General features: G+C 71.9%; 18 protein-coding genes and 1 pseudogene. 7 read left to right on the top strand and 12 right to left on the bottom strand.

The annotated features are described in order from the left end of the window. Positions 1 to 789 precede the first annotated feature (789 nt). Complete coding sequence (locus ACWDD7_RS36150; RefSeq protein WP_351867952.1) at positions 790 to 2,061, bottom strand: Dyp-type peroxidase; 1,272 nt, start codon at positions 2,059 to 2,061, stop codon at positions 790 to 792. A gap of 9 nt (positions 2,062 to 2,070) precedes the next feature. Beyond that, entirely contained in the window at positions 2,071 to 2,652 is a 582-nt protein-coding gene (locus ACWDD7_RS36145; RefSeq protein WP_450460521.1) for a copper chaperone PCu(A)C, read from the bottom strand. A gap of 139 nt (positions 2,653 to 2,791) precedes the next feature. Between ACWDD7_RS36145 and ACWDD7_RS36140 the strand changes: the two genes are divergently transcribed. Next, positions 2,792 to 3,439: a copper resistance protein CopC gene (locus tag ACWDD7_RS36140; RefSeq protein ID WP_450460520.1), complete on the top strand. Its 648-nt coding sequence runs from the start codon at positions 2,792 to 2,794 to the stop codon at positions 3,437 to 3,439. A 517-nt stretch (positions 3,440 to 3,956) separates the two neighbouring features. Here ACWDD7_RS36140 and ACWDD7_RS36135 read toward each other — a convergent pair. Further along, positions 3,957 to 5,591, bottom strand: a complete 1,635-nt coding sequence (locus ACWDD7_RS36135) for an amidohydrolase (RefSeq protein WP_450460519.1) — start codon at positions 5,589 to 5,591, stop codon at positions 3,957 to 3,959. Between the two features lie 94 nt (positions 5,592 to 5,685). Here ACWDD7_RS36135 and ACWDD7_RS36130 point away from each other — a divergent pair, with 94 nt between their 5' ends. After that, positions 5,686 to 6,396 carry a TetR/AcrR family transcriptional regulator gene (locus ACWDD7_RS36130; RefSeq protein WP_450460518.1) on the top strand — a complete coding sequence of 237 codons (711 nt, stop codon included), beginning with the start codon at positions 5,686 to 5,688 and terminating at the stop codon, positions 6,394 to 6,396. 29 nt (positions 6,397 to 6,425) lie between these two features. Here ACWDD7_RS36130 and ACWDD7_RS36125 read toward each other — a convergent pair whose 3' ends face one another. Both ACWDD7_RS36125 and ACWDD7_RS36120 read right to left on the bottom strand, forming a co-directional pair. Then, complete coding sequence (locus ACWDD7_RS36125; protein WP_450460517.1) at positions 6,426 to 6,830, bottom strand: IclR family transcriptional regulator domain-containing protein; 405 nt, start codon at positions 6,828 to 6,830, stop codon at positions 6,426 to 6,428. Between the two features lie 75 nt (positions 6,831 to 6,905). Further along, complete coding sequence (locus ACWDD7_RS36120) at positions 6,906 to 7,160, bottom strand: hypothetical protein (protein ID WP_450460516.1); 255 nt, start codon at positions 7,158 to 7,160, stop codon at positions 6,906 to 6,908. Between the two features lie 293 nt (positions 7,161 to 7,453). Here ACWDD7_RS36120 and ACWDD7_RS36115 point away from each other — a divergent pair, with 293 nt between their 5' ends. The 3 genes and pseudogenes from ACWDD7_RS36115 to ACWDD7_RS36105 all read left to right on the top strand — a co-directional run. Next, positions 7,454 to 7,861 carry a YciI family protein gene (locus ACWDD7_RS36115; protein ID WP_450460515.1) on the top strand — a complete coding sequence of 136 codons (408 nt, stop codon included), beginning with the start codon at positions 7,454 to 7,456 and terminating at the stop codon, positions 7,859 to 7,861. Between the two features lie 8 nt (positions 7,862 to 7,869). After that, complete coding sequence (locus ACWDD7_RS36110) at positions 7,870 to 9,015, top strand: RNA polymerase sigma factor (RefSeq protein WP_450460524.1); 1,146 nt, start codon at positions 7,870 to 7,872, stop codon at positions 9,013 to 9,015. A gap of 9 nt (positions 9,016 to 9,024) precedes the next feature. After that, a pseudogene (locus ACWDD7_RS36105) lies at positions 9,025 to 9,271 on the top strand (GNAT family N-acetyltransferase); the annotation flags it as partial. A gap of 598 nt (positions 9,272 to 9,869) precedes the next feature. Here the strand turns inward: ACWDD7_RS36105 and ACWDD7_RS36100 are convergent. The 3 genes from ACWDD7_RS36100 to ACWDD7_RS36090 all read right to left on the bottom strand — a co-directional run bounded on the left by ACWDD7_RS36100 (position 9,870) and on the right by ACWDD7_RS36090 (position 15,102). Then, positions 9,870 to 10,310, bottom strand: a complete 441-nt coding sequence (locus tag ACWDD7_RS36100; RefSeq protein ID WP_351867931.1) for an Lrp/AsnC family transcriptional regulator — start codon at positions 10,308 to 10,310, stop codon at positions 9,870 to 9,872. Between the two features lie 179 nt (positions 10,311 to 10,489). Beyond that, complete coding sequence (locus tag ACWDD7_RS36095) at positions 10,490 to 11,824, bottom strand: flavin monoamine oxidase family protein (RefSeq protein WP_450460514.1); 1,335 nt, start codon at positions 11,822 to 11,824, stop codon at positions 10,490 to 10,492. Between the two features lie 314 nt (positions 11,825 to 12,138). Then, positions 12,139 to 15,102 (bottom strand): aminotransferase, encoded by a 2,964-nt coding sequence (locus ACWDD7_RS36090; protein WP_450460513.1) that lies wholly within the window; start codon positions 15,100 to 15,102, stop codon positions 12,139 to 12,141. Between the two features lie 61 nt (positions 15,103 to 15,163). Between ACWDD7_RS36090 and ACWDD7_RS36085 the strand changes: the two genes are divergently transcribed. Continuing rightward, a complete protein-coding gene (locus tag ACWDD7_RS36085) occupies positions 15,164 to 16,390 on the top strand; it encodes a transglutaminase domain-containing protein (protein ID WP_450460511.1) in 1,227 nt (408 codons plus the stop codon). Here the strand turns inward: ACWDD7_RS36085 and ACWDD7_RS36080 are convergent. Continuing rightward, positions 16,387 to 16,719, bottom strand: coding sequence for a hypothetical protein (locus ACWDD7_RS36080; protein ID WP_450460510.1), 333 nt, complete (start codon positions 16,717 to 16,719; stop codon positions 16,387 to 16,389). The two genes, ACWDD7_RS36085 and ACWDD7_RS36080, sit on opposite strands and share 4 nt — an antisense overlap. Beyond that, positions 16,716 to 17,966 carry an IS256 family transposase gene (locus ACWDD7_RS36075; RefSeq protein WP_450460509.1) on the bottom strand — a complete coding sequence of 417 codons (1,251 nt, stop codon included), beginning with the start codon at positions 17,964 to 17,966 and terminating at the stop codon, positions 16,716 to 16,718. The genes ACWDD7_RS36080 and ACWDD7_RS36075 overlap by 4 nt, the downstream gene beginning before the upstream one ends. 1,037 nt (positions 17,967 to 19,003) lie before the next feature. Here ACWDD7_RS36075 and ACWDD7_RS36070 point away from each other — a divergent pair. Next, complete coding sequence (locus ACWDD7_RS36070) at positions 19,004 to 20,494, top strand: FG-GAP-like repeat-containing protein (protein ID WP_450460508.1); 1,491 nt, start codon at positions 19,004 to 19,006, stop codon at positions 20,492 to 20,494. Positions 20,495 to 20,683: 189 nt separating this feature from the next. Here the strand turns inward: ACWDD7_RS36070 and ACWDD7_RS36065 are convergent, their stop codons facing one another. Then, positions 20,684 to 21,373, bottom strand: a complete 690-nt coding sequence (locus tag ACWDD7_RS36065; protein WP_450460507.1) for a restriction endonuclease — start codon at positions 21,371 to 21,373, stop codon at positions 20,684 to 20,686. Between the two features lie 76 nt (positions 21,374 to 21,449). Next, the gene (locus ACWDD7_RS36060) at positions 21,450 to 21,659 is read right to left on the bottom strand and encodes a hypothetical protein (RefSeq protein ID WP_450460506.1); all 210 of its coding nucleotides are present in this window, start codon (positions 21,657 to 21,659) and stop codon (positions 21,450 to 21,452) included. Positions 21,660 to 21,910 lie beyond the last annotated feature (251 nt).

Below are 21,910 nucleotides of genomic sequence, written 5' to 3'. Positions count from 1 at the left end.
CCGGGAGGACCCGGGTGGTGGCAGAAGCGGCCGTCAAACCAGTCCGGCGGCAGGCACCAGGTTTTCCGTGACGGCTCGCTCACGCTTGCGGCCGTCCGGGGGTGTTGGTCATGAGCCAGCGCGGTCCCGGCGAGGCCCGACAGCACCAGAGCGAGCAAGGAGACGGTGCCACCGGTCAGCCAGGCACCCCGCCGCGGTGGCGCTCCTTGACGGGATCTTCGGTATCCATGACGCACCTGCATCGCCCTTTCCGGTTCTGAGACAATGAAGACACGGGGGTGTTCCTCCGTTGCCTTCCTTGTCCCAGAACCCGGTGAGCAAGCGGACCAACAATCCGATGAATCACCTCATCGCTCTGTCAGGACCACCCGGACGACCGCGCCCGGCGCCCGACCGGGCGATCCGCGGACCGGCCCGGGCACCGAAGGCGCATCGACGGCGAGAGAAGGTCGTCACCCGGCGCCGGTCGCACTCCGGCCGTCCGTGTCCCACTCGTATCAGCGGCCGTCCGAGGCACGGCTCGAACACCACGGCCTGCCGCGCCCGGGTGGGCGGGCGCCTCGCGGCCACCACCGCGTCGGCTGACGGGTGAACAGGTCGAAGGCGCTGTCCGCCGGGCCGGGCACGTCCACGGACTTCCGCGCCGGTGGAACCGCTTGGGTCCCGCCCTGCGAGGAGCGTCGCCGAACCGGTTCGACCGGACGCGCGGCGTCCCCTGCCGCCCCGCTCCTCTGCCGAAGAACCGCACACCATGCCGATCGCCTACCCGCGCGTCGGCGGGCGAGCGGTCTACCCCAGCAGGGTTTCGCCGATCCAGCCCCCGGGAGTGCAGCCGGGCGGGACGGCGAAGACGGCGGAGCCGATGGGGGTGGTCCACTGGTTGAGGAGGTCGGAGGCGGCAAGGTTGCGCTGGATGGGCAGGAACTGTTCGCCGATGTCGCGCTGGAAGGAGGCGAAGAGCAGCCCGGTGTCGGGGCGTCCGTCCGCGGCCGGGGCGTCGTCGTAGTTGTAGGGGCGGCGGAAGATGCGCTGCCGTTCCTCGCTCACGCGGGCCAGCCGTATGTGCGCGAACTCGGAGATGACCGGAAAGCCGAGTTCGTCCTTGGCGTCGAAGTCGGGCAGGTCGGTCTCGGCTGTGCCGGTGAGCGGGGCGCCGGTCGCCAGGCGTCGGCCGACAGTGAACTCCTTGGCCCTGATGTCGGCGGCGTCCCAGGTCTCCAGCTCCATGCGGATGCGCCGCAGGACGAGGGTCGTGCCGCCGCCCCTCAGCCAGTCGGGGCCGGCGTCGCTCCACACGGCCTGGGTGAAGACGTCGCCGCCGGGTGCCGGGTTGGCGGTGCCGTCGAGCTGGCCCATGAGGTTGCGCTGGGTGGCGCCGTCGTCCTGGATGCCGCGTCCGCGGCGGAACCCGCGCTGTGTCCAGCGAAGTCGGGCGAACGTGCGGGCATCCTTGGTGAGCATCCGCTGGGCGTGCGCGACGGTGAGGGGGTCGTCGGCGCAGATCTGGACCAGCAGGTCGCCGCCGCTGAAGCGGTCCTGCAGCCGGTCCATGGGGAAACGGGGCAGGGGGGTGAGCGAGGCGGGCCGCTGGTCCTCCAGCCCGGCCGCCTGGAAGAGGCCGGGGCCGAACCCGAACGTGACGGTCAACCGGGCCGGCAGAACGGCGAGTTCCCCCTCGGTGTCGGCGAGGGCCGGCTCGCCCTGGGTGAGCCGTGCGGCGTCGTCGGTGAGCAACCGCATCATCCGGCCCAGTCCCGCCCGGTCCACCTCCCTGGCCAGGTCGAAGCCGAGGAAGACGGCGTGTGCCTGGGCCGGGGTGGCGATCCCCGCCTGGTGCCTGCCGTGGAAGGCCACCTTCTGCGTTCCGTACGTGACGTCCTCGCGCCGCGCCGCGCCGGAGGACCCGCCGGAGTCGGTGGCCGCGGCGGCGCCGATCCCGGCTCCGGCCAGGGCCGAGCCGACGGTGAGCGCGCCCCCGGCCAGCAACCGGCGGCGGCTGACCGCGGCCGTGCCACCGGAGGCGGCGGCCGGCCTGGTGGGTTGGGTGGGACTCTTGTCCATGGCGGGCCCTCAGCCCTTCTTCATGCCGGGGCTGTAGTTCTCCTTGCCGCCCGCGAACGCCTTGGCGACGGCGGTGAACCGCAGCGTCCGGCCGTCCTGGAACGTCAGGGTCACGGCGATCTCGTCGCCCGGCTTCACCGCCTTGGCCAGGCCCATCAGCATCAGATGGTCGGCACCCGGCCGGAGCTGGTGGCTGCCGCCCGCGCGGATCACGAAGCCGCCCTCCTTCGGGCGCATCACCGGCTTGCCGTCCACGTCGACGACTTCGTGCAGCTCCGTCTTGCTGGCCACGGTCGAGGTGGCGGACACGACCGTGACCTTGCTGCCGGTGGTGTTGACCAGGGTGCCGAACACGGCCGTCCTCCCGGAGTCGGCGGCCTTCACCCACGGGTCCTTCATCGTCACCGGTGCCGCCGCGGCCTTGGCGGGCGTTGTGGTGGGGGAACCCGTGCCGGAACCGGAGGCGGAGGACCCGCTCGTGCCGCAGCCGACGAGGCCGGTCAGGCATATGGTCGCTGCGGCCGTGGTGGCGGCAAGGACACGCAGACGGGCGCGGCGCCCCGGGTTGGTCTTGGTTGTCGTGGTGCGCATGGCTTCGTCGGCCTCCGGCTCGGTTGCGGCATCGGTCCCGCAGTCACACAAGTAGTCGTGCCGCATCGGCGGTGAGTTCCCGGACGGGCGCGGTGGAGTCCCGGGAACTTTCCGGGGGCCGCGGCCGACGTACTGGTATGTGAAGCACCGAACCGTCTCCCGCCCGGCCTGCCTGAGGCTCCTCCTCGTCCTGCTGCCGGCCGCACTGGGTGTCCTCCTGCCGGCGTCACCGGCGTGGGCGCACGCACAGCTGCTCGGCTCCAGCCCGGCCGCCGACTCGGTCATGGCCAAGGCGCCGAGGACCCTCACGCTGAGCTTCGACGGCCCGGTGAAACAGCGGTACACGACGGTCGTGGTCACCGGCCCGGACAAGACGTCGTACAGCGACGGAGCACCAAGTGTGGTGAACGGCGACGTACGGCAGAAGCTCAGGCCCCTGCCGACGGGCAGGATCCAGGTGACCTGGCAGACCGTCGCGGCCGACGGGGCTCCGCTCCAGGGCCGGTACACCTTCACCAGCACGGACACGGCGACAGCCGCCTCCGCCCGGCCCTCGTCCTCGCTCACCGCGGGGACGTCCCCGCCCACCGCGAGAACGTCCCCGTCCACGGCGCCGCAAGCGTCTCCGCCCGCACGATCGGTGGCGCGCGCGGGCTCCGGCGGCACCGTCGACTGGCCCTGGTGGGCGGCGGCGGGCGCGCTGGTGGCGACCTCGGTGGCGCTCCTGGCCTTCGGTGTCCTGCGCTCTGCCCGCTCGGCGAGCCGAAGCGACCGCCGGCGGCGCTGAGCTTCGGCCCCGGCCGGCCGTAGTGGCACCGGCGCTCGGCCGCGGCACGGAGGCGGGCCCGCCCCTGCCCCTCAGGCGACGGCGGCCGGCGGCTTCGCGGGTGGTTCCGCCGCGCTCGTCCGAGGGCACAAGGCACCCGGCCACGTGCCGACGTCGTCACCCCTCGCACACCACGAATGCCGGATGGGCCCTGCTCGAAGGGCTGAAGGGCTGTTACCCGGCAATGCGTGCGAACCGGATCGACGACCGCCCGGGGCCCTGCCGCGGGTCATTGACCGCGAAAGCCCCGTGCGTCGCGGGCCTCGGACTCCTCACGACCTCCTCGGCGTCGGCCCGCCGTCCAGTCGTCTGCGCCTTTGACCCGTGCTCCGGGTCCCAGTCCCGGCGGGACACGGAGGCCAGGAGCGGCCGGGTGTCCCGAACTCCTCGTCGCCGTCCTGGAGCACGGCCGCCAGGAGCCGTCCGGGGCGCTCGTGCCGACCACCCTAGACGTCCGGGCCTCCTCGGTCCGGCACGGTCACACGGCGTGGACGAGCCGGCCGCCGACGTAGGTCCGCTCGACCCTGGCCTCGGCGATCTCCTCCGGCGGCGCGGCGAGGATGTCGCGGTCGAGGACGACGAGGTCGGCGAGGTGGCCGGGGACCAGGCTGCCGGTGTCGTCGAGACGGTTCACATGAGCGGAGCCGGCCGTGTACGCGGCCAGCGCGCTGGGCAGGTCGAGGCGGTGTTCGGGGAGAAAGACCCGCTCGTCCCCGGCCTCCGGGGCGCGGCGGTTCACCGCGACGTGGATGCCCTCCAGCGGCGCGGGGCTGCTGACCGGCCAGTCGCTGCCCGCCGCCAGGGTCGCACCGGCGCGCAGCAGGCCGCCGAACGGGTACTGCCAGGCGGTCCGTTCGGGCCCGAGGAAGGGGATGGTGAGCTCGTCCATCTGCCGTTCGTGGGCGGCCCACAACGGCTGGATGTTGGCGATCGCCCCGAGCCGGGCGAACCGCGCGATGTCGTCCGGGTGGACGACCTGGAGATGTGCCAGATGGTGGCGGTTGCCGCGTCGGCCGTTCGCGGTCACCGCGGCCTCCACGGCGTCCAGGGCCTCGCGCACGGCGCGGTCGCCCAGCGCGTGGAAGTGCACCTGGAAGTCGAGGGCGTCGAGCTCCGTCACGTACCCGCGCAGCGCCACGGGGTCGACGAAGCTGATGCCGGTGTTGGTGGTGGCGCAGCCGCAGCCGTCCAGATACGGGGAGGACAAGGCGGCGGTGAAGTTCTCCGCGATGCCGTCCTGCATGATCTTCACCGAGCCGACCCGGAACCTGCCGTGCCGCAACTCCTCGCGCTTCGCCACCAGTTCGTCGATCTGCTCGGCACCGCGCCCCCGGTCCCACCACAGCGCACCGGTGACCCGGGCGGTGAGCGAGCCGTCGCGGGCGGCGGTCAGGTAGGCGTCCGACGGGTCGGACATGCCGCCGAAGGAGCCGAGCAGCGCGTCGTGCCAGGCCGTGACGCCGAGCGAGTGGAGCAGCTTCTGGGCCCGCAGCAGACCGGCCAGCCGGTCCTGCGGCGTGGCGGCCGGCACCAGCCGGGCGACCAGCCCGATCGCGCCCTCCTGGAGCACGCCCCCGGGGGAGCCGTCCGCCTCCCGCTCGATCCGGCCGTCGGCCGGATCGGGGGTGTCGGCACCGATCCCGGCCAGTTCGAGCGCCCGGGTGTTGGCCCACGCGCCGTGGTGGTCCCGGTTCGAGAGCAGCACCGGGCGGTCCGGCACGACGGAGTCGAGCAGCTGCCGGGTGGGCAGCCCGCCGTCGAAGCTCTCCATCGACCAGCCGCCGCCGGTGATCCAGGCATGGTCCGGATGGGCGTCCGCGTAGCCGCGGACCAGGTCCAGGTACTCCGTGACACCGACGGTGCCGGACAGGTCGCACTCGGCCAGCTCCCGCCCGCCGGCGACGGCGTGGACGTGGGCGTCCTGGAACCCTGGGAGCAGCAGCTTCCCCGTCAGGTCGACGACCTCGGTGCCGGGCCCCACGAGCGCCAGCACCTCGTCGTGGCCGACGGCCGCGATCCGGTCGCCGACCACGGCGAGCGAACTCGCCCGGGTGCGGGCCGGATCGACGGTGAGGACGGGACCGCGAGTGAAGACCAGATCGGCCGTGGCCATGGTTGACTCCCGTGCTTGAGACGGCGGGCTTGGTAGGCGTCATGGAAGTGGGACGGCCGTTTACACGTCAATGGTGTTGACGTAAGGTCCGGGCATGGTCGAACGTGTGGTGCCCGAGGGCAGGCGTCAACGCCGCCGCCCCACCAAGCAGGGCGCCGTCCTGTCGGAGGCACTGATCGTCGAGACCGCGTTGCGCCTCGTCGCGCAGCACGGAGCGGAGGCGCTGTCGGTACGGCGGCTGGGCGCCGCGCTGGGCGCCGATCCCAGCGCGCTCTACCGCTACTTCCGCAACACCGACGCCCTGCTGCTCGCCCTCGCGGACGAGCTGATCGGCCGCGCGCAGGCCGGGTGGACGAGCACCGGCGACTGGCGCGCCGACCTGCGCGCGATCGGGTTGCGGATCCACGCCTCGTACCAGTCGAACCCGCAGGCCGCGCTGCTCGCGGCGCATCGCACGACCGGGCGGCCGAACGAGACCCGGGTGGTCGAGACGATCCTCGGCATCCTGCGTTCCGGCGGCTTCCCGGACCCGCTCGCGGTGCGGATCTACCACGCGTTCGTCGACCAGGCGCTCGCCTTCGCCGCTCAGGACGCCGCCGCGCTCGCGCTGCCGAAGGCGGCCCGGCACGCGGACGCGGAGGTCTGGCAGGAGGTCTACGGCCGGCTGCCGTCCGCCACCCACCCGAACATCGCGGCGACCTTGCCGCTGCTCGCCGCCGACATGCGCGACAGCGGATACCCGTACGCCCTGGAGTTGATGCTCGACGCGGTCGCGGCGCTCCGCCCGGCGGCGGACGGCGGCTGACCGGCGTCACCCGCGGGCGGCGGGTGGACTCAGCCGGTGACCACGGGCGAGAAGCGGCTCACCGCCGCCACGTCGGCGCCGATCCGCGCGGCCGTCTCCCCCAGGTGCGGCAGCAGCGCGGCCAGGCTCTCCTCCGGGGTGGCCCGGCCGGCGTGCAGGGCCACGTTCACCGCGGCGACCACCCGGCCCGTGCCGTCCACGACCGGCGCCGCCAGTGAGCGCAGCCCCTCCTCCAGCTCCTGCTCCACCCACGCGTAGCCGCGCTCGGCGGTCGCCGCGACGACCTCGCGCACCCCCTCCTCACTGGTCACCGTGTGCGGGGTCAGCGCCTCGGGGGTGATCCGGTCGCCGCCGCCAGGGAAGGGCAGCGCGTACCCACCCGTAGAAGGGGCCGACGGTCTGCGAGGGGGTGGGCAGGGCCGCCAGCAGGACACGGCCCATCGCGTAGGTGGTGGAGGCGTCGGCGAGGGTGTGCGGCCGTGCTTCGGCGCGCCGTTCTTCGGCCTGGGTCAGGGGGACGTGGGGGTCCTTTCGTCGTGGTGGTGGGGTGAGGGTGCGGGTTCGGCGGGGGTCGCGAGGGCGCGGTCGACCAGAAGGCGTGCGCAACCGGTGGCGGTGACGGGGTCGGTGAGGGCGCGTAGCCGTACCTCGTCGCACCGGCCTCCCGCCTCCGGGTCCGCGAGGATGACGTCGACCAGGTCCAGGTCTCTGGTAGCGCTCTGTACCGGGGAAGCCGAGGCCCTCGGCTTCCCCGGAGGACGCATCGCGTTGAGCGTTGATCTACTCGGGGCTGGATGCGTGGGGGCTGCGAGGAGGCGTCGAGGCAGGCGGCAGCTGAGATCACGCTGCGCCGAGCAGCGGAGGGCCGAGCGGGAAGCCCGCGCCCCGTGTGCGCCGGCTGTGGCACCCGGTTCACCGGCGAACGGTGGAAGGCCGGGGGCCGGGGGCCGGTCCACGGGAGCCCGAAATCGGACGGCGATGTCGAGAACGCGTGCCTGGCTCCGTCTCCGCAGTGGACGCGGCCACAATGGGCCGCACCGGAACGAGGAGAGACACCATGGCCAAGTACCTGCTTCTCAAGCACTACCGCGGCGCTCCGGCGGCGGTCAACGACGTGCCCATGGACCAGTGGACGCCGGAGGAGATCTCCGCGCACATCCAGTACATGAACGACTTCGCGGCCCGGCTCGAAAAGACCGGCGAGTTCGTCGACGGCCAGGCGCTCGCCCCCGAGAGGACATGGGTCCGGTACGACGGCGAGGGGCGCCCCCCGGTCACCGACGGCCCGTTCGCGGAGACCAAGGACCTCATCGCCGGCTGGATGGCGATCGATGTCGACAGCTACGAGCGCGCCGTCGAGCTGGCCGGGGAGCTGTCGGCCGCCCCCGGGGCCGGCGGCAGGCCGATCCACGAATGGCTGGAGGTGCGCCCGTTCCTGGCCGCGCCGCCGACCATCGCGGAGTGACGTCGTCGGTGGACGAGGTCCTGCTCCGGAGCCTCACACCGACCGTGCTCGGAATCCTCGTCCGCCGCGGAGCCGACTTCGCGGCGGCCGAGGACGCCGTGCAGGACGCGCTGCTTGAGGCGGCCCGCGTCTGGCCGGCCGATCCGCCACGGGACGCGAAGAGCTGGTTGGTCACCGTGGCCTGGCGCAAGTTCCTCGACCAGGTCCGGGCGGACGCCGCCCGCCGTCGGCGTGAGAACCGTGTCGAGGAGGAGCCGGCGCCCGGTCCCGCGCCCGCGGTGGACGACACGCTCCAGCTCTACTTCCTCTGCGCCCACCCGTCGTTGACGCCGTCGTCCGCGGTCGCGCTCACGCTGCGCGCCGTCGGCGGGCTCACCACCCGCCAGATCGCCCAGGCCTACCTGGTGCCCGAGGCGACCATGGCGCAGCGCATCAGCCGGGCCAAGCGCACCGTCTCCGGCACGCGCTTCGACCAGCCCGGCGACGTCGCCACCGTGCTGCGCGTCCTCTACTTGGTCTTCAACGAGGGCTACTCCGGCGACATCGACCTCGCCGCCGAGGCCATCCGGCTCACCCGACAGCTCGCGGCCCAGGTCGACCACCCCGAGGTGGCGGGGCTGCTCGCCCTCATGCTGCTCCACCACGCCCGGCGCGCCACCCGGACCGCGCCCGACGGCAGCCTGGTGCCCCTCGCCGCACAGGACCGCGGCCGGTGGGACACCGAGCTGATCGCGGAGGGCGTCGGGATCCTGCAGGCGGCCCTCGCCCGCGACCGGCTGGGCGAGTTCCAGGCACAGGCCGCCATCGCGGCACTCCACGCCGACGCGCCCACCGCCGAGGAGACCGACTGGGTGCAGATCGTCGAGTGGTACGACGAACTCGCACGCCTGACCGACAGCCCGGTCGTCCGGCTCAACCGCGCGGTGGCCGTCGGGGAGGCCGACGGACCGCGTGCCGGTCTGGCGGCGCTCGCCGCGCTCGACACCGCGCTGCCCCGCCACACCGCGGTGGCGGCGTACCTCCACGAGCGCGACGGGGACCTGGCGACGGCGGCACGGTTGTACGCCGAGGCGGCCGGCAAGGCACCGAGCCTCGCGGAGCGCGACTACCTGACGCGCCAGGCCGCCCGGCTCAACGCCCTCCGCCGTCGCTGACAGGGCGCGCCCCGCGCGAACTCGACGCGGGGCGGTCCAGCTCGCTGGCCGCGAAGCGAGCTCGTCCTCGATGTCGACGACCCGTTCCCCGGCGCACGGCCGCTCCCCGCCGATCGTCCGGGAAAGCAGGGCCGACTGCGTCCCGACGGACCGGGAACCACACTCGTGCGTGCCCGACACGTCCAGGCCCACCACCCGGGCGCGGCCACCCACCGGCGCCCTCTTCCGCGCCGAGCGTCCCCCGCACTGGCTGCACCGGTGCTTCGGTGTGGCGTCCGTCCGCGGGCCGGGAACCGATGGCCGCGGCGCCGACGCGAACCACGCTCCCGCGTCCGTGGACTACCGCGTCATCCTCCGCCGCTACGGGACCCGGCTTCACCCGGTCGTCATCCTCGTCGCTGGAGCGACATGCAACAACTGCGGCCTCCCCGTGATCATTCGTTCTGAGTCCGGTGCGCCATGGCTTGAGTAGGCAGAGACGTCCAGGACAACGGGGATTCCGGCGGACGCAGGGTGAGGTCCGGACGGACTCGGGTTCTATTCCCGCTGCCGCACAGGCGCGTTCGCAGTGGTCCGACGTGTGCTCGGCACGGATCTCGCGGGCGTGGCGTCGGTCCTCGGGCGAGGCATAGCGGTCGGGACGGGTGGAATGCTCCGGCCAAGCCCGACAAGCGGCTCAACCGGCACGGCGTTGACCAGGGTGCTGCGACGCGGAGCCCCTCGCGCACGAGGTCCTCCGGGAGACAGGTCCGTGCGGACTCGGGCCGGCCGGGCGTCGCGCGTCACCGTCCGCGCGTTTCATCGGTTCGCGCGGCCCGCCAACCGCCAGGCCCCGCCGTCAGGATGGAAAGGGCTCAGTCGACGTGCCACAGGAAGCGGTGGGTGTGAATCGCGAAATACGGGAAGCTCTCCACGGACGCGACGCCCTCGACGGCGCGTACGACGTCGTTGACGAAGTCGAGGAGATCGCGGGGCTGGCCGCACACCACCTCGGCGAACAGGTCGAAACTCCCCGCCGTCAGAACCGTGTACACGACTTCGCTGTGCCCGGACAGTTCATCGGCGACCGCCCGCGGATCGCCGTCGACGCGCAGGCCCAGGAGAGCCATGGTCTGCTGACCCATGGTCATCGGATCGGTCACCCCGACGACCTGGACCGCCTTGCTGTCGATCAGCCGCTGCAACCGGAGCCGGGCGGCCGAGGGAGACAGCCCCACCTTCGGTCCGAGATCGGAGTACGGGATACGGCCGTCGACCTGTAGCTCCCGCAGGATCGCCCGATCGATGTCGTCCAAGAAGCACCTCTCTTTGCATGAACGGGAGGCCGTGCGCCTGTTTCGAGCACAATGACGCATCCACGCGCTCGAATCAAAGGCGGTCCTGCCTACCGCCGGATCGGAACCGGTCCGCGCCGTCATCGGCGCTGTCGTCTGCGCCCGTATCGCCTTTCCACCCGCCGTTCCCACCCTCCACGTCACCTTTTGAGGTTCACACCCCGCGTGAGCTCGGCCGGGGAGATCGGTGAACCGGTGATCCGCTCGGCCGCGCGATGTCCTGACCGGAGCGCGCCGTGGACAGTGGCCGGTTCGCGCCCCCAGGTCGCTTCTCCGGCGAAGTGGAGTACGCCGTCGACGGGTCCTGCCATCGCATCGTGATCGTCGTGCGAGGAGCCGACGGCGACGTAGGAGTACGAGCCGAGGGCGAGAGGGTCGATGCCCCAACGCGTGATCCAGTGCGCCACGGGCGTGGGGACCGAGTCGCCGTAGATCTCGCGGAGTGAGCCGAGCACCGACGAGACCACCTCTTCGTCGGTCTTCAGCTCGATCTCCCGCCCCCAGGCACCGCCGGCGAAGGTCAGCAGCATCGGCCTGCCGCTCACCACGGAGACGTCGTACCAGGAGTGCCAGGGGACGCCGGCCCGGCCGTGCTGCCGGATCGCGTAGACGTCGTCCGGCCAGAACCGGTCCGGGAACTGAAGGAAGACCTTGTTGAACACGCCCATTCCGAGTCGGGCGATCGGACCCGCGACGGCGTCGGGCAGCGCGGGCGTGAACGTGATCGCCCCTGCTTTGAGCACGCCCAACGGCACCGTGACGATCACATGGGCGGCCTCGAAGGACTCGTCCTCCGTATCGACTCGCACCCCTGTGGTCAATCTGGTGACGGCGGTCACGGTCGTTCCCAGGCGCACGTCGAGTCCTTCCGCGAGGACGCGGGGAAGCGCGTCGTAGCCACCCAGGAAGATCACTTCGTCGCCTTCGATGGCGTCTTCGTCAAGGGCGTGAGCGGCGACCTGTTCGATCTCCGCGCCGCATTGCTCGTGAGTGCGGTGCCGATAGAACGCGCGGACCCGTTCGGCGCGTTCGGGTTGCCATCCGGTCGCGGCGAGGGCACGCTCGGCCGCCGTGGCGTAACTCTCGCCGGGACCGCACGCCTCGACGGCCCGCTGGAGCAGGTCGTCTGCCGTCCCGACGTCGGCGGTCCACCTCCGTGTCGCGTCGTCGTCCAGCGGGCGCCGCGATTCGTCGTAGTCGGCGATCGGCCGCCCGCCGGCCTGGAAGCTCCCCACGGTGAACTCACTCGTCTCCATCCCGAGCGCGGTGACAAGTTCTGTGAGCGGGTTGCCGGTGAGGCCATGGATCCATGAGGCGCCACGGTCGACGGAGAACCCTGCCGTACGGTCGGTCCAGATCCGTCCGCCGACTCGGTCTCGTGCCTCAAGCACGACCACACGTCGCCCCGCGGCGTGCAGCAGTCGAGCCGCGGTGATGCCGGCGATGCCCGCGCCGACGACGATGGTGTCCGTCATCTTCTCTCTTCTCCAGGGATCTCAAGGTTGGCTCCGCGGGTCGGCTGTCGGAGGCAGGCGTGCCTCGACGGCGAAGCTGTTCACCCGGACAGGGCCGAGGAGACCACCACGTCGCCGAGATGCGGTGCGTGCGGACCTGGCATCGCTGCTTCTACCGCGCTCGGCGGACGCGACGGAGGGTGAGTGGTGAGGAGTCCTCGTCCAGGAAGGGCGCGGCCCTACGAGGTCGGGGGCGGCCGGCACGGTCGCCCCCGGTCGGCGGGCCGAGCATCACCTCGACGCCGAAGCGCGAAGCGCCGACGTCGAGCACGGTGTCACCGGGTGTGGCCGTGGCCGAGCTGGGCGAGGGCCAGGTCCAGCATGTCGGCGAAGAAGTCGGCCGCGGTGGTGTCGATGCACAGCGGGGGCTTGATCTTCAGGATGTTGAGGTGGTCTCCCGTGGGCTGGACGACCACGCCGAGGTCGAGCATGCGGTCGCAGAGCTCGGCCGTCTCCTCCGTGGCGGGCTCCAGGGTGGCGCGGTCCCGGACCAGTTCGAGACCGAGGTAGAGGCCCGAGCCGTGGACGGCGCCGATGATGCCGTAGCGGACGGCCAGCGCTTCGAGCCGGCGCTTCAGATGGCCGCCGACGTTCACCGCGTTGGCCTGGAGGGCCTCGTCGCGAAGGGTGTCGAGGACGGTGAGGCCCACCACGCTGGAGACCGGGCTGCCACCGGTGGAGGAGAAGAAGTAGCCCTGTTCGCGGTACCGGTCGGCGACCGCCTTGGAGGTGATGACGGCGCCGAGGGGGTGCCCGTTGCCCATGGCCTTGGCGACGCAGACGATGTCGGGGACGACCTGCTGCTGCTCGAACCCCCAGAACCAGTGCCCCAGACGACCGTATCCGACCTGGACCTCGTCGGCGACGGTCAGGCCGCCGTGACGGCGCACCGCCGCGTACACCTCGGCGAGATAGCCGTCGGGAAGTGCGACTCCTCCGGCGTTGCCGTAGAAGGTCTCGCCGATGAACGCTCCCGCCGGGCAGCCGGCGGCGGCCAGCTCGTCGATCACCGCGACGGCCTCGGGCCCGTAGCGCACGGCGTCCGCCCCGCGGTGCCGGCCGCGGTAGGAGTTGGGCGAGTCCACCGTGTGCACCCAGCTCGGACGGGTGGCCAGGGCGTTCGGGTTGTCCTGGAGCGAGGTGGAGACCGCGTCGGAGGCGTACGTCCAGCCGTGGTAGGCCTCGCGCAGCGCGACGACGTCGTGCAGGCCGGAGGCCCCGATGGCCAGCCGCAGGCCCAGATCCACCGCCTCGGAACCGGAGTTGACGAGGAACACCGTGTCCAGGGGATCGGGGAGGAGGGCGGCGAGGCGTTCGGTGAACTCCACCACCGAGGCGTAGTGGAAGCGTGAGTTGGTGTTGAGCTTTCGCAGCTGCCGGGAGACCGCCTGCTCGACGCGGGGGTGGGCGTGGCCCAGCGGGGTGACGTTGTTGACGATGTCGAGGTATGAGCGGCCGTCGGTGGACAGCAGATGGTGGCGCCAACCGCGTTCGATACGGGGAGGATTGGCGTAGTAGTGCTCCTGCACGGTCGCGAACACGGCGTCGCGCCGGTCGAGCAGGTCCTCCTGGTGCGTGCGGTCGGTGGCCGGGAGACCCAGGAGCGGAGCGGGGTCGGCGGTGAGCGCGAGCCAGCCGGCGGCGTACTCGGGGCGGACCAAGGGCGGGACGGCCGGGCCTGCGGTGTCGCGCAGCACGACATGGAGCGAGGCACCGGAAGGGAGACGGGCGAGCTCCCCGCCCGCCCGGACCGATGTGCCGGAGGAGACGAGGGGAGGGACCGTGCGGGGGAAGGACAGCGCCAGCACGCGCGGGCCGCAGACGATCTCCAGTCGGCCGGGCGCCGCCGTGCGGACCTCCCCCGCGAAGGGGGCCTGCACCACGGTGGCCCGGCCCAGGCGCAGGTCGACACCGGTGGGCACCGTAGCGGCGGAGACGGCCGACAGCGCGGGCGTGCGGGTGAGCCTCGCACGGGCGTACGGGGTGGCTGCCGCGGCCGCTCCGCCGGCGAGCGCGGCAGCCGCCAGCCGCTCCTCGGTGTCGGCTTCGAGCCAGGCTCCTTGGTCCATGGAGTCCGCGTCGGTGGACAGGTCGCAGCGCACGATGTCCTCGGCCAGGATGCCCCGCAGCAGGAGGCATGCGGGTGCGTCGCTCTCTCGGGGCGCCTCGGCCAGGCCGGTCGCGGCCTTGACGAGGTGGGTCATCACAGCCAGCGGGAGCCGGGTGGCCTGCTCGAATATGCGCCATTCACGGTCGAGCGCGGCCGTGACGTAGGCGTTGTCCGCGTCGACGGCGGCCTGGTGCCGCCCGCTGGCGACCAGGCCGGTGGCGCGCAGGACCACCAGTGGCCACAGTGCTTCCGCCTCCTCCGGGGAAAGGGGCCGAACCGTATGGAAGGCACGGACGGCGGGCAGCACGTGGTGCGGCTCGACTCCGTCGTGGTGGAGCATGGACGAGAGGCACACGGCCAGTTCGCCGATCGCCCAGCTCGTGGTCAGGTCCCCGAAGTCGATGACGCCGTCGGGCTGGGGCAGGCGGGCATCGGGACAGCGGATCAGATTGTCGTCGGTGAGGTCCAGGTGCACGGCCTGGGACGGCAGCGCGGGGGCGAGTTCCTGGACTCGGGCCCATGCCTCGGCGGTCGCGGCCCGCACGGCGGTGCGCTGGTCGGGGTGGTCGATGTGCTCGGCGAGCCCGGCGACGACGCGATCGGCATGGCGAAGATCCCACTGGAGGACGCGGTCGAGGCCCGGGTGGCGGTAGTCGCGCAGGGCGGTGCTGATCCTGGCGGCGATCGTGCCCATGGCCGCGACGGTGCTCGGGGGCAGGTGCCGTGGTCCCGACAGCGGGCCACCGGGCAGGTAGCGCAGCAGCCGGGCCACGGCCGGCCCGCTCTCGGTGTCCACCGTCGTGCGGAGGGGGGAGCCGTCGGGGTGGCGCAGGACGGTGGCGACGCGGAGTTCCGGGTGGGCCGATGCGATGAGGTCGGCGGCGGTGTCCTGGGCCTCGACCTCCAGCGCGCCGAAGGCGGGGTTGGCGATCTTCAGGATCGCCAGGGGCCGTCCGTCGTCGGCGCGGAGCAGGAAGTTGGCGTCCTGCTGGCTGCCCAGCGCCTCCGCGCGGGCGGCGAAGCCGAGGAGCCCGGCAGCGACGCGTGCCGCCTCGGCCGGCGTCACCCGCGGCGCGGGAAGCGCGTCCTCGGCGAAGAAGTCGATCGTGCGGTGCGCGTCGTGCGACATACAAAGTTCCTCGGCTGATCCGGGCGGCGACGGTGGAAAGCCTGCTGCTGAACGGCGTCTCATGCGGTTGCTTCAAGCACAATGGCGCACCTCAACGCGCGAATCAAGCATATGGACGATCGAATCATGCGCCTTGCGGGCTGTGGAGTCGCAGAGCGCCGGCGGTCGGCGGCCGCCGCCGACGTCTTCACCTGGGCCGCCCTCCTCGCCGACTCACTGCGCGAGCACGGAGCGGAACCCGGCCAGAGCCCACCCGGGGATGGCATCGGTGGCCTGGTCCGCGTGCCCTGCCGACCGCCAGCGGTACTTGAACGCGTTCAAAAGACCTGGGAGACTGGCCTGCAATCGGGGCGGGAGGGGGCCGGTCATGGTGAGTACGCTGCTGACGCCGCGCGGGAGGGGTCGACAGGCCGCGGTCGGCGACCGTGATGCGCGCGGGGGAACGGCGCCGACACGCATTCTCGATCGGGGACACCCGCGGGTGCGCTCCGTCGTGCGGAGTCTCGGTACGGCGGTCCCGGAAGGAGAGGGGCCCGCAGCGAAGGTGGCGGCCCTGCGTCACGCACACCGGTGGATCTCGGCAGAGGTTCGCCCCGTGTACTCGGTGGAGGAGGCGCGACCGGTATCCCGGGTCCTGCGGCTCGGCCGCGGCTCCTGCAGTCAGAGGATGGCCGTGCTGGAAGCCGTCGCGCGGACGTGGGGCATTCCCTCCCGGGTGCGTGGCCTGGTCGTGGACGGCACGTTCTGGTACCCACGCTTCCCCCGGCTACGTCGGCTCGTTCCCCACCAAGTAGTGCTGGCCTGGCCGGAGTTCCGCATCGACGGACTGTCGGAAGCCGATCACGCCGCCGCGCCCTGGCTGCCGGTGTCCGAACTTTTCGGCGGTACCGGCGAGCCGCGTGGCGGGATCGGCGGCGGCTTCACGAACGCAGGTCCGGAGACACTCTTCGAGGCGCTGTCCAGGACGAGCGTCGACTGGGACGGGGCCACGGCCTGCCCCGCGTCGGACGGTTCGTGCGATCTCTCGGCGTACCTGCTCACGGACCTTGGGCGCTTCGACTCCCGAGACGAGCTCTTCGCCCAGTACGGCCAGACCCTGTGTGCCCCGGCGAGGCTTCTGGCCGAGCCCGTCCTGGGGCGACGAGCCGCCGGACTCCAGCGCCATGTCGGCAAAAAGGATCGCCGAGGTGCTGGATCAGGCGGCGAGGGCGGATCCACCACCCCAGCGGAGTCCATTCTCCCTGGGATGCGGGGAGCAATTGTCAATTCCTGTGGATCGCCGAGTTAGGACACCGGGTTGGTGCCTTCGATGACCTGCCACCCGGAGGCCAGGGTGCCCGACTTGAGATGCTGAATGCCCTCTCCTCGGAGCGTTACGAAGGCGGTGAGTCCAGTGTCGAGTGTTGCCACTCGATGCCCGTAGACGACGGTCTGCGTCAACGCCAGGTCGATCGCTTGGGCTGAACCGCTGAGCCGGTTGAAGCGGGCACCGCGACAGACCGGTCCCCGCAGGCAGCGCACATTGACAGTGGCCTGTTCGAGGGATGCGACGATGACCCGTTCAATCTGCAGTTCTACGCTGCTACGACAACTGCCGGGGCCGGGGATCTCGCTCATGCGGCTGCCCCCTCTCGCTCGACCAGGACGCCGTTCTTGAACCGGGCACCCGCGCGGACCAGGGCGACGAGGTGGGCTCCGGTGACCGCGCGCCAGCGGGCATGGGCGGACTCGACGAGCTTGAACACCATCGCCAGGGCCGCGGCCGTGCTGCCGGCACCGCGGGTGACCTTGGTGCGGAGTTTGACGGTGGAGAAGGTCGACTCGATGGGGTTCGTGGTCCTCAGGTGGATCCAGTGCTCGGCCGGGAAGTCGTAGAACGCCAGCAGCTCCTCACGGTCCTCGGTGATCTTCGCGACGGCCTTGGGGAACTTGGCGCCGTAGGTCTTCGCGAACGCCTTGATCGCCTTCTCGGCGTGCGCGCGGTCCTCGGCGTTGTAGATCGCCTGCATCGCCTTCGTCGCACCCGGCTGTGCGGACTTCAGCAGGGCATTCGTGACATTGCGGGCCTTGTGGACCCAGCATCGCTGGTGCCGGGCGGCCGGGAACACCTCGGCGAGGGCCTTCCACAGGCCCATCGCGCCGTCGCCCACGACCAGCTCGGGGTCGCGCATGCCCCGGCGGCGGCAGTCGCGCAGCAGGTCGGCCCACGACTCGGCCGACTCACGCAACCCCTCGGCCAGCGCGATCAGTTTCTTGGTGCCGTCCAGGCGCACTCCCATCAGCACCAGGACACAGGAGTGCACCTGCCCGAGCCGGACCTTGGGGCGCACCCCGTCCGCCCACACGTACACATAGTCGGACTCGGCGAGGTCGCGCAGCTGGCAAGCGGCGTGATCGTCCTGCCACTGCTTCGTCAGACGGGTCACGGTGGCCGGCGACAGGCCGGCAGACGAGCCGAAGAACTGCTCCAGCGCGGGCACGAAGTCCCCCGACGACAACCCGTGCAGGTAGAGCAGCGGCAGCACTTCGCTGACCTTGGGCGACTTGCGGCACCACGGCGGCAGGATCTTCGAGGAGAACCGCATCCGCTCGCCGGTGGCCTCGTCCACTCGGCGGTCGTTGACACGCGGGGCCGTGACCTCGACGGGACCTGCGGCAGTGGTCACGGTGCGGGGCCGGTGGTGGCCGTTGCGGACCACCAGGCGGCGCCCGGCCGCGTCTGTCTCGGCAGCCAACTCGGCTATGTACTGGTTGACTTCGGCCTCCAGCGCGGCGGCGAGCATCCGGCGCACGCCCTCGCGGACGATCTCGTCGATCAGGGAGCCGGACTCGGTCGAGCCGTCGGCGTTCACTACGCTGAGCACGGGCGTGCCTTCCCGACCCGCGCTGCGAACGCAAGCCTACTCGGTGACCATCACAGGATCATTCGGGAAGGTACGCCCTACGCGTCCCTCCTGGGGCTGATCCACAAGTCCTGAGCATTGCTCCCGGCGTCGAGTTGCCGGCGCGTCAGGGTGCCGGGCGTTGACAGTGCGCCAGGTGTATTGCCCTGTGAGGTCGTGTATCGACAGGGCCTGGCGGGATGGCGGACGACCCATTTCGTGATCCCGAACGACGGGGATGGTCAGGCGCCTCCTTCCAGGTCTCGGGGCGTTGGAGGGCGATGCCCCGGCCGGAGAGCAGGCACATGACGCTTCACGGCCGATGCGGATCACCCGGGAACGCGGCGCGGGGAGGCGGCGAGTTCCCGGACGGGCGAGCGGGTGACGGGCCGGCCGAGCTTGGTCGGGCGACACGGCCTGGCCGAGTGCGGAGCGCAGCACCGCGGTGATGTCCGTGTCGAGGTCCGAGGCGAGCAGGAGTTCGGTCGCCCGCCGGATCAGGTCGGCGCAGGTCCTCCGGCGGTGCCGCGTCCAGCGCCGCGCGTACCCACGTGGGGACCTCGCCTGCCTCGGCGGGCGGCGGGGTCTCCCACGGCAGGGGAAGGCTCCTGGTGGCGTACGGGGCGGCCGGCAGCCCGACCCGGTCGGGGTGCACGCACACCGGCACGCCGGCCGCGGTGAACCGGTGGCCGGTGGCTGGTGGCCGCGTCGAACGGGCAGTCCCGAGAGGGGCGTTCGACGCCATCGAACCGTCCACCGGGCAGTCGTAGGGCCGAGCACACGCCGCACACCGGCCGGCCGTCCCGCGCGAACGGCTCCCCGTGTTCCCTCATCACCGAATCACCTGCCGTGAGTTGGTGGGCAGCACCGCAGCCGAGTCGGCCCCGGCTCCGGGTGGGTCGTCAAGCCCGCGGGACGGTGAGTCCAGGTCCGCGCCGGAAACGTACAACCTTTTGATCAGTTCGGGTGTCCGATGGGGCACCCGAGGTCGTTCCGCTGTTCCACGTCTAGGAGTTCGTGTGCGCAGAGTCCTCACGGCGTCAGCCGTGCTCACCGCCATCACCGCCGTCACCGCCGTACCGCTCTGCCCGGCCGCCTCCGCCGCCGCGCCCTACAAGGGGGCCAACACGGCGTCCGTGCAGGACGACTTCAACGGCGACGGCTACCGGGACCTGGTCGTCGGAGCGCCGTACGCGGCCAACGGCAGCGTGGAGGCGGCCGGTGCCGTGGTCGTGCTGTACGGCTCGTCGTCCACCGTGAGCGCCACGCACCGCACCGTGATCACGCAGGCCACGGCCGGCATCCCCGGCGGCCCCGAGGAATACGACCGTTTCGGCACCTCGGTGGCCTCCGCCGATCTCGACCGGGACGGGTACGCCGACCTGATCGTGGGCACGCCGTACGAGGACGTGGGCGGCAAGGCGTCGCGGGGATCGGTGACCGTGGTGTGGGGTGGGCCGAACGGGCTGGCCGGCGGCACGAACATCGCGCCGCCGGCCGGTTTCGGTGAGGGTGTGGCGTACTGCCGCTTCGGGATGTCCCTGGCCGCCGGTGACATGAACGGCGACGGCGCGCCTGAGCTGGGGGTCGGCTCCGGCTGTGACGGCTCGTCGTACGCGGGCCCGTTCACCCGCACCGGCGCATCCGCCTCCCGGTACCTCGAATGGCGGGCGTCCGGGCGGGGCGTGGTGATGGGCGACGTGAACGGAGACGGACGGGCCGAGCGGTTCTGGCTGTCCGGACCCGCCGACGACGACCTGCGCGGCTCTGTCTACCTGGACAACGGCGCCCCCGCAGACGACACCGGATCCGTGGACGCCCCCACCGAACTTCCCTATGCCGACGGCCACGCCGGGCAGATCGGTGACGTCAACGGCGACGGTTACGGCGATCTCGTCACCGGCATCGCGGACGACGACTACCTGGCGAACGCGACCGGCGCCGCCCACCGCGGTGGGGAGATCCAGGTCCTCTACGGCGGCCCCCACGGCATCACCGCCGACCAGCACCCCACGGTGTTCCACCAGGACACGGCAGGCGTGCCTGGAATCGCCGAGAACGGCGACGAGTTCGGCCAGTCCCTCAGCATCGGCGACGTGAACGGTGATGGGTACGGGGACGTCCTCGTCGGCTCGCCCGGTGAGGCGGTCGGCACCCACCAGGGGGCCGGCACCGCCGTCCTGCTGCGCGGCTCGTCCTCCGGTCTGACCACCGCCAGGGCCGCCGGCTACACCCAGGACACGATCGGGGTGCCCGGCGCCGTGGAGACCGGCGACCAGTTCGGCGCGGCCGTGCACCTCGCCGACCTCAACCGGGACGGCAAGGCGGAGACGGTGGTCGGCGCGCCCACCGAGAACAGTGACGGCTGTGTCTGGGTCGCCCGCGGCTCGGCCTTCGGCCCCGTCCCGAGCCGCTCGGTCGACGTCTGCGGCAAGAGCGCCGGGATCAGTGTGCGAAACGTGGGGGGCTACTTCGGCGCGACCATGACCAGCGCGCACGTGGAGATGTGAGCCGCCCCGGCTGCGCGGACCTGGGCGCCGGTCCCCAGGTCGGCGCGGGCCGACTCCGGACTGCACCGTGTTCAAGGCTTACGCCGCCACTCCAGCCCGAGGCTGGCCGGCCAACCGCTCCAACTGCTCGCCGTTGAAGCCCGCGTCAGCGTCATCCTTCTCGGACGCGTGCGGCTGACAGCGTCTCGGTCAGGCAGAGGGGCGCCGCCTGGTGCCGTCGCCGCTTCCGTTCAGCGGGATCAAGGTCTCCAGACGAGCGCCCTTGACCCAGGAGCCCAGCAGGTCGCGGTGCAGGGCCACGATGTCCTGGCGCAAGGCCAGGCCCAGCGCGGCTTTCGTGAACGAGCGGCAGGTGGTGACGAACAAGGCGACGTCGGCGCCGTGTTCGAGACGGGCGGTACCGACGAACTTCTGCATGTCCTGCGAGGGCACGCTCCGGTGCGGCGCGTACTTCTTGCACTGGACGACCAGTTTGCGGCCATCGGCCAGGTAGCCGACGACGTCCGCGCCCAGGTCGCCGCTCTTGCCGCTGACGACGACCTTCGTGCAGCCGTCCCGCCGGCACAGGTCGGCGACGTACACCTCGAACTCCTGCCACGACAACGCGTCGACCTCGGCCATCGACAACTCCCGCGCCCGAGCCTCCTCCTGCGCGCGCCACGCCCGGTCCTGGCCGACCTCGCGACGGTGCGCCCGCAGCACCGCCCATCCGGCCCCGCCGACCACGACCGCGGCGAACACGGCCACCAGAACGGGCCAGACCACCGCCCAGTGCCCGGCCACCCACACCACGGCGATCACCGCCGCCACCGCGGCCCAGCCCTGCAACTGCCTGCGTGTCCGCTTCTTCAAGCGCCGACGCCGTCGACGTGCCGCCATCACTCCCCCGCTCGCCCCACCCGTGCACCGCCGTGGGCACCGCCGGCCGCCGTCCGGTCCGTACGTGTGCGGGGGCTCATCGGCCGGCCTGGATGACGCCGCCGGCCACCTGTCCCAAGACACTCAACAGCCCCTGGCCCGCCGGGGTGGGTGCGATCAGAACGCCCAGCGCCAGGACGATGACGACGGTCAGCTTCTCGTCGAAGCGGCTACGGGCCTCCGTACGCCGCCGCAGCCGGAAGAAAACGATGACCGCGAGCAGCACCGCCACATTGATGGTCAGCAACCCTCTGGACCTCCCCCACCGACCGGCCATCACCACCCGGGAACGGCAGCACGCCACCCCAGCCCCTTTATGTAGCCGGGCCTCAGTGACGCGGGGACCAGATTGCCGACAAATGACAAAAAGGCATCGGACCTGGCCGAATACCGCATGGCGGATGGGCCTTGACCCCGAGTTCTGGACACGGGTTATGCGGCTGGCGTCAGCGTAGTTGATGTTGTTCGGGACGCTGTCTCGTAGGCGATCGGGCTGCG

Source organism: Streptomyces sp. NPDC001056 (assembly GCF_053598955.1).
This window is presented reverse-complemented; position numbering and strand designations above follow the sequence as displayed.

Coding starts and splice junctions, on each gene's coding strand:
- ACWDD7_RS36150 (WP_351867952.1), bottom strand. CDS start 2,061: ATGGACAAGAGTCCCACCCAACCCACCAGGCCGGCCGCCGCCTCCGGT.
- ACWDD7_RS36145 (WP_450460521.1), bottom strand. CDS start 2,652: ATGCGCACCACGACAACCAAGACCAACCCGGGGCGCCGCGCCCGTCTG.
- ACWDD7_RS36135 (WP_450460519.1), bottom strand. CDS start 5,591: ATGGCCACGGCCGATCTGGTCTTCACTCGCGGTCCCGTCCTCACCGTC.
- ACWDD7_RS36130 (WP_450460518.1), top strand. CDS start 5,686: ATGGTCGAACGTGTGGTGCCCGAGGGCAGGCGTCAACGCCGCCGCCCC.
- ACWDD7_RS36120 (WP_450460516.1), bottom strand. CDS start 7,160: ATGCGTCCTCCGGGGAAGCCGAGGGCCTCGGCTTCCCCGGTACAGAGC.
- ACWDD7_RS36115 (WP_450460515.1), top strand. CDS start 7,454: ATGGCCAAGTACCTGCTTCTCAAGCACTACCGCGGCGCTCCGGCGGCG.
- ACWDD7_RS36095 (WP_450460514.1), bottom strand. CDS start 11,824: ATGACGGACACCATCGTCGTCGGCGCGGGCATCGCCGGCATCACCGCG.
- ACWDD7_RS36090 (WP_450460513.1), bottom strand. CDS start 15,102: ATGTCGCACGACGCGCACCGCACGATCGACTTCTTCGCCGAGGACGCG.
- ACWDD7_RS36085 (WP_450460511.1), top strand. CDS start 15,164: ATGCGGTTGCTTCAAGCACAATGGCGCACCTCAACGCGCGAATCAAGC.
- ACWDD7_RS36080 (WP_450460510.1), bottom strand. CDS start 16,719: ATGAGCGAGATCCCCGGCCCCGGCAGTTGTCGTAGCAGCGTAGAACTG.
- ACWDD7_RS36065 (WP_450460507.1), bottom strand. CDS start 21,373: ATGGCGGCACGTCGACGGCGTCGGCGCTTGAAGAAGCGGACACGCAGG.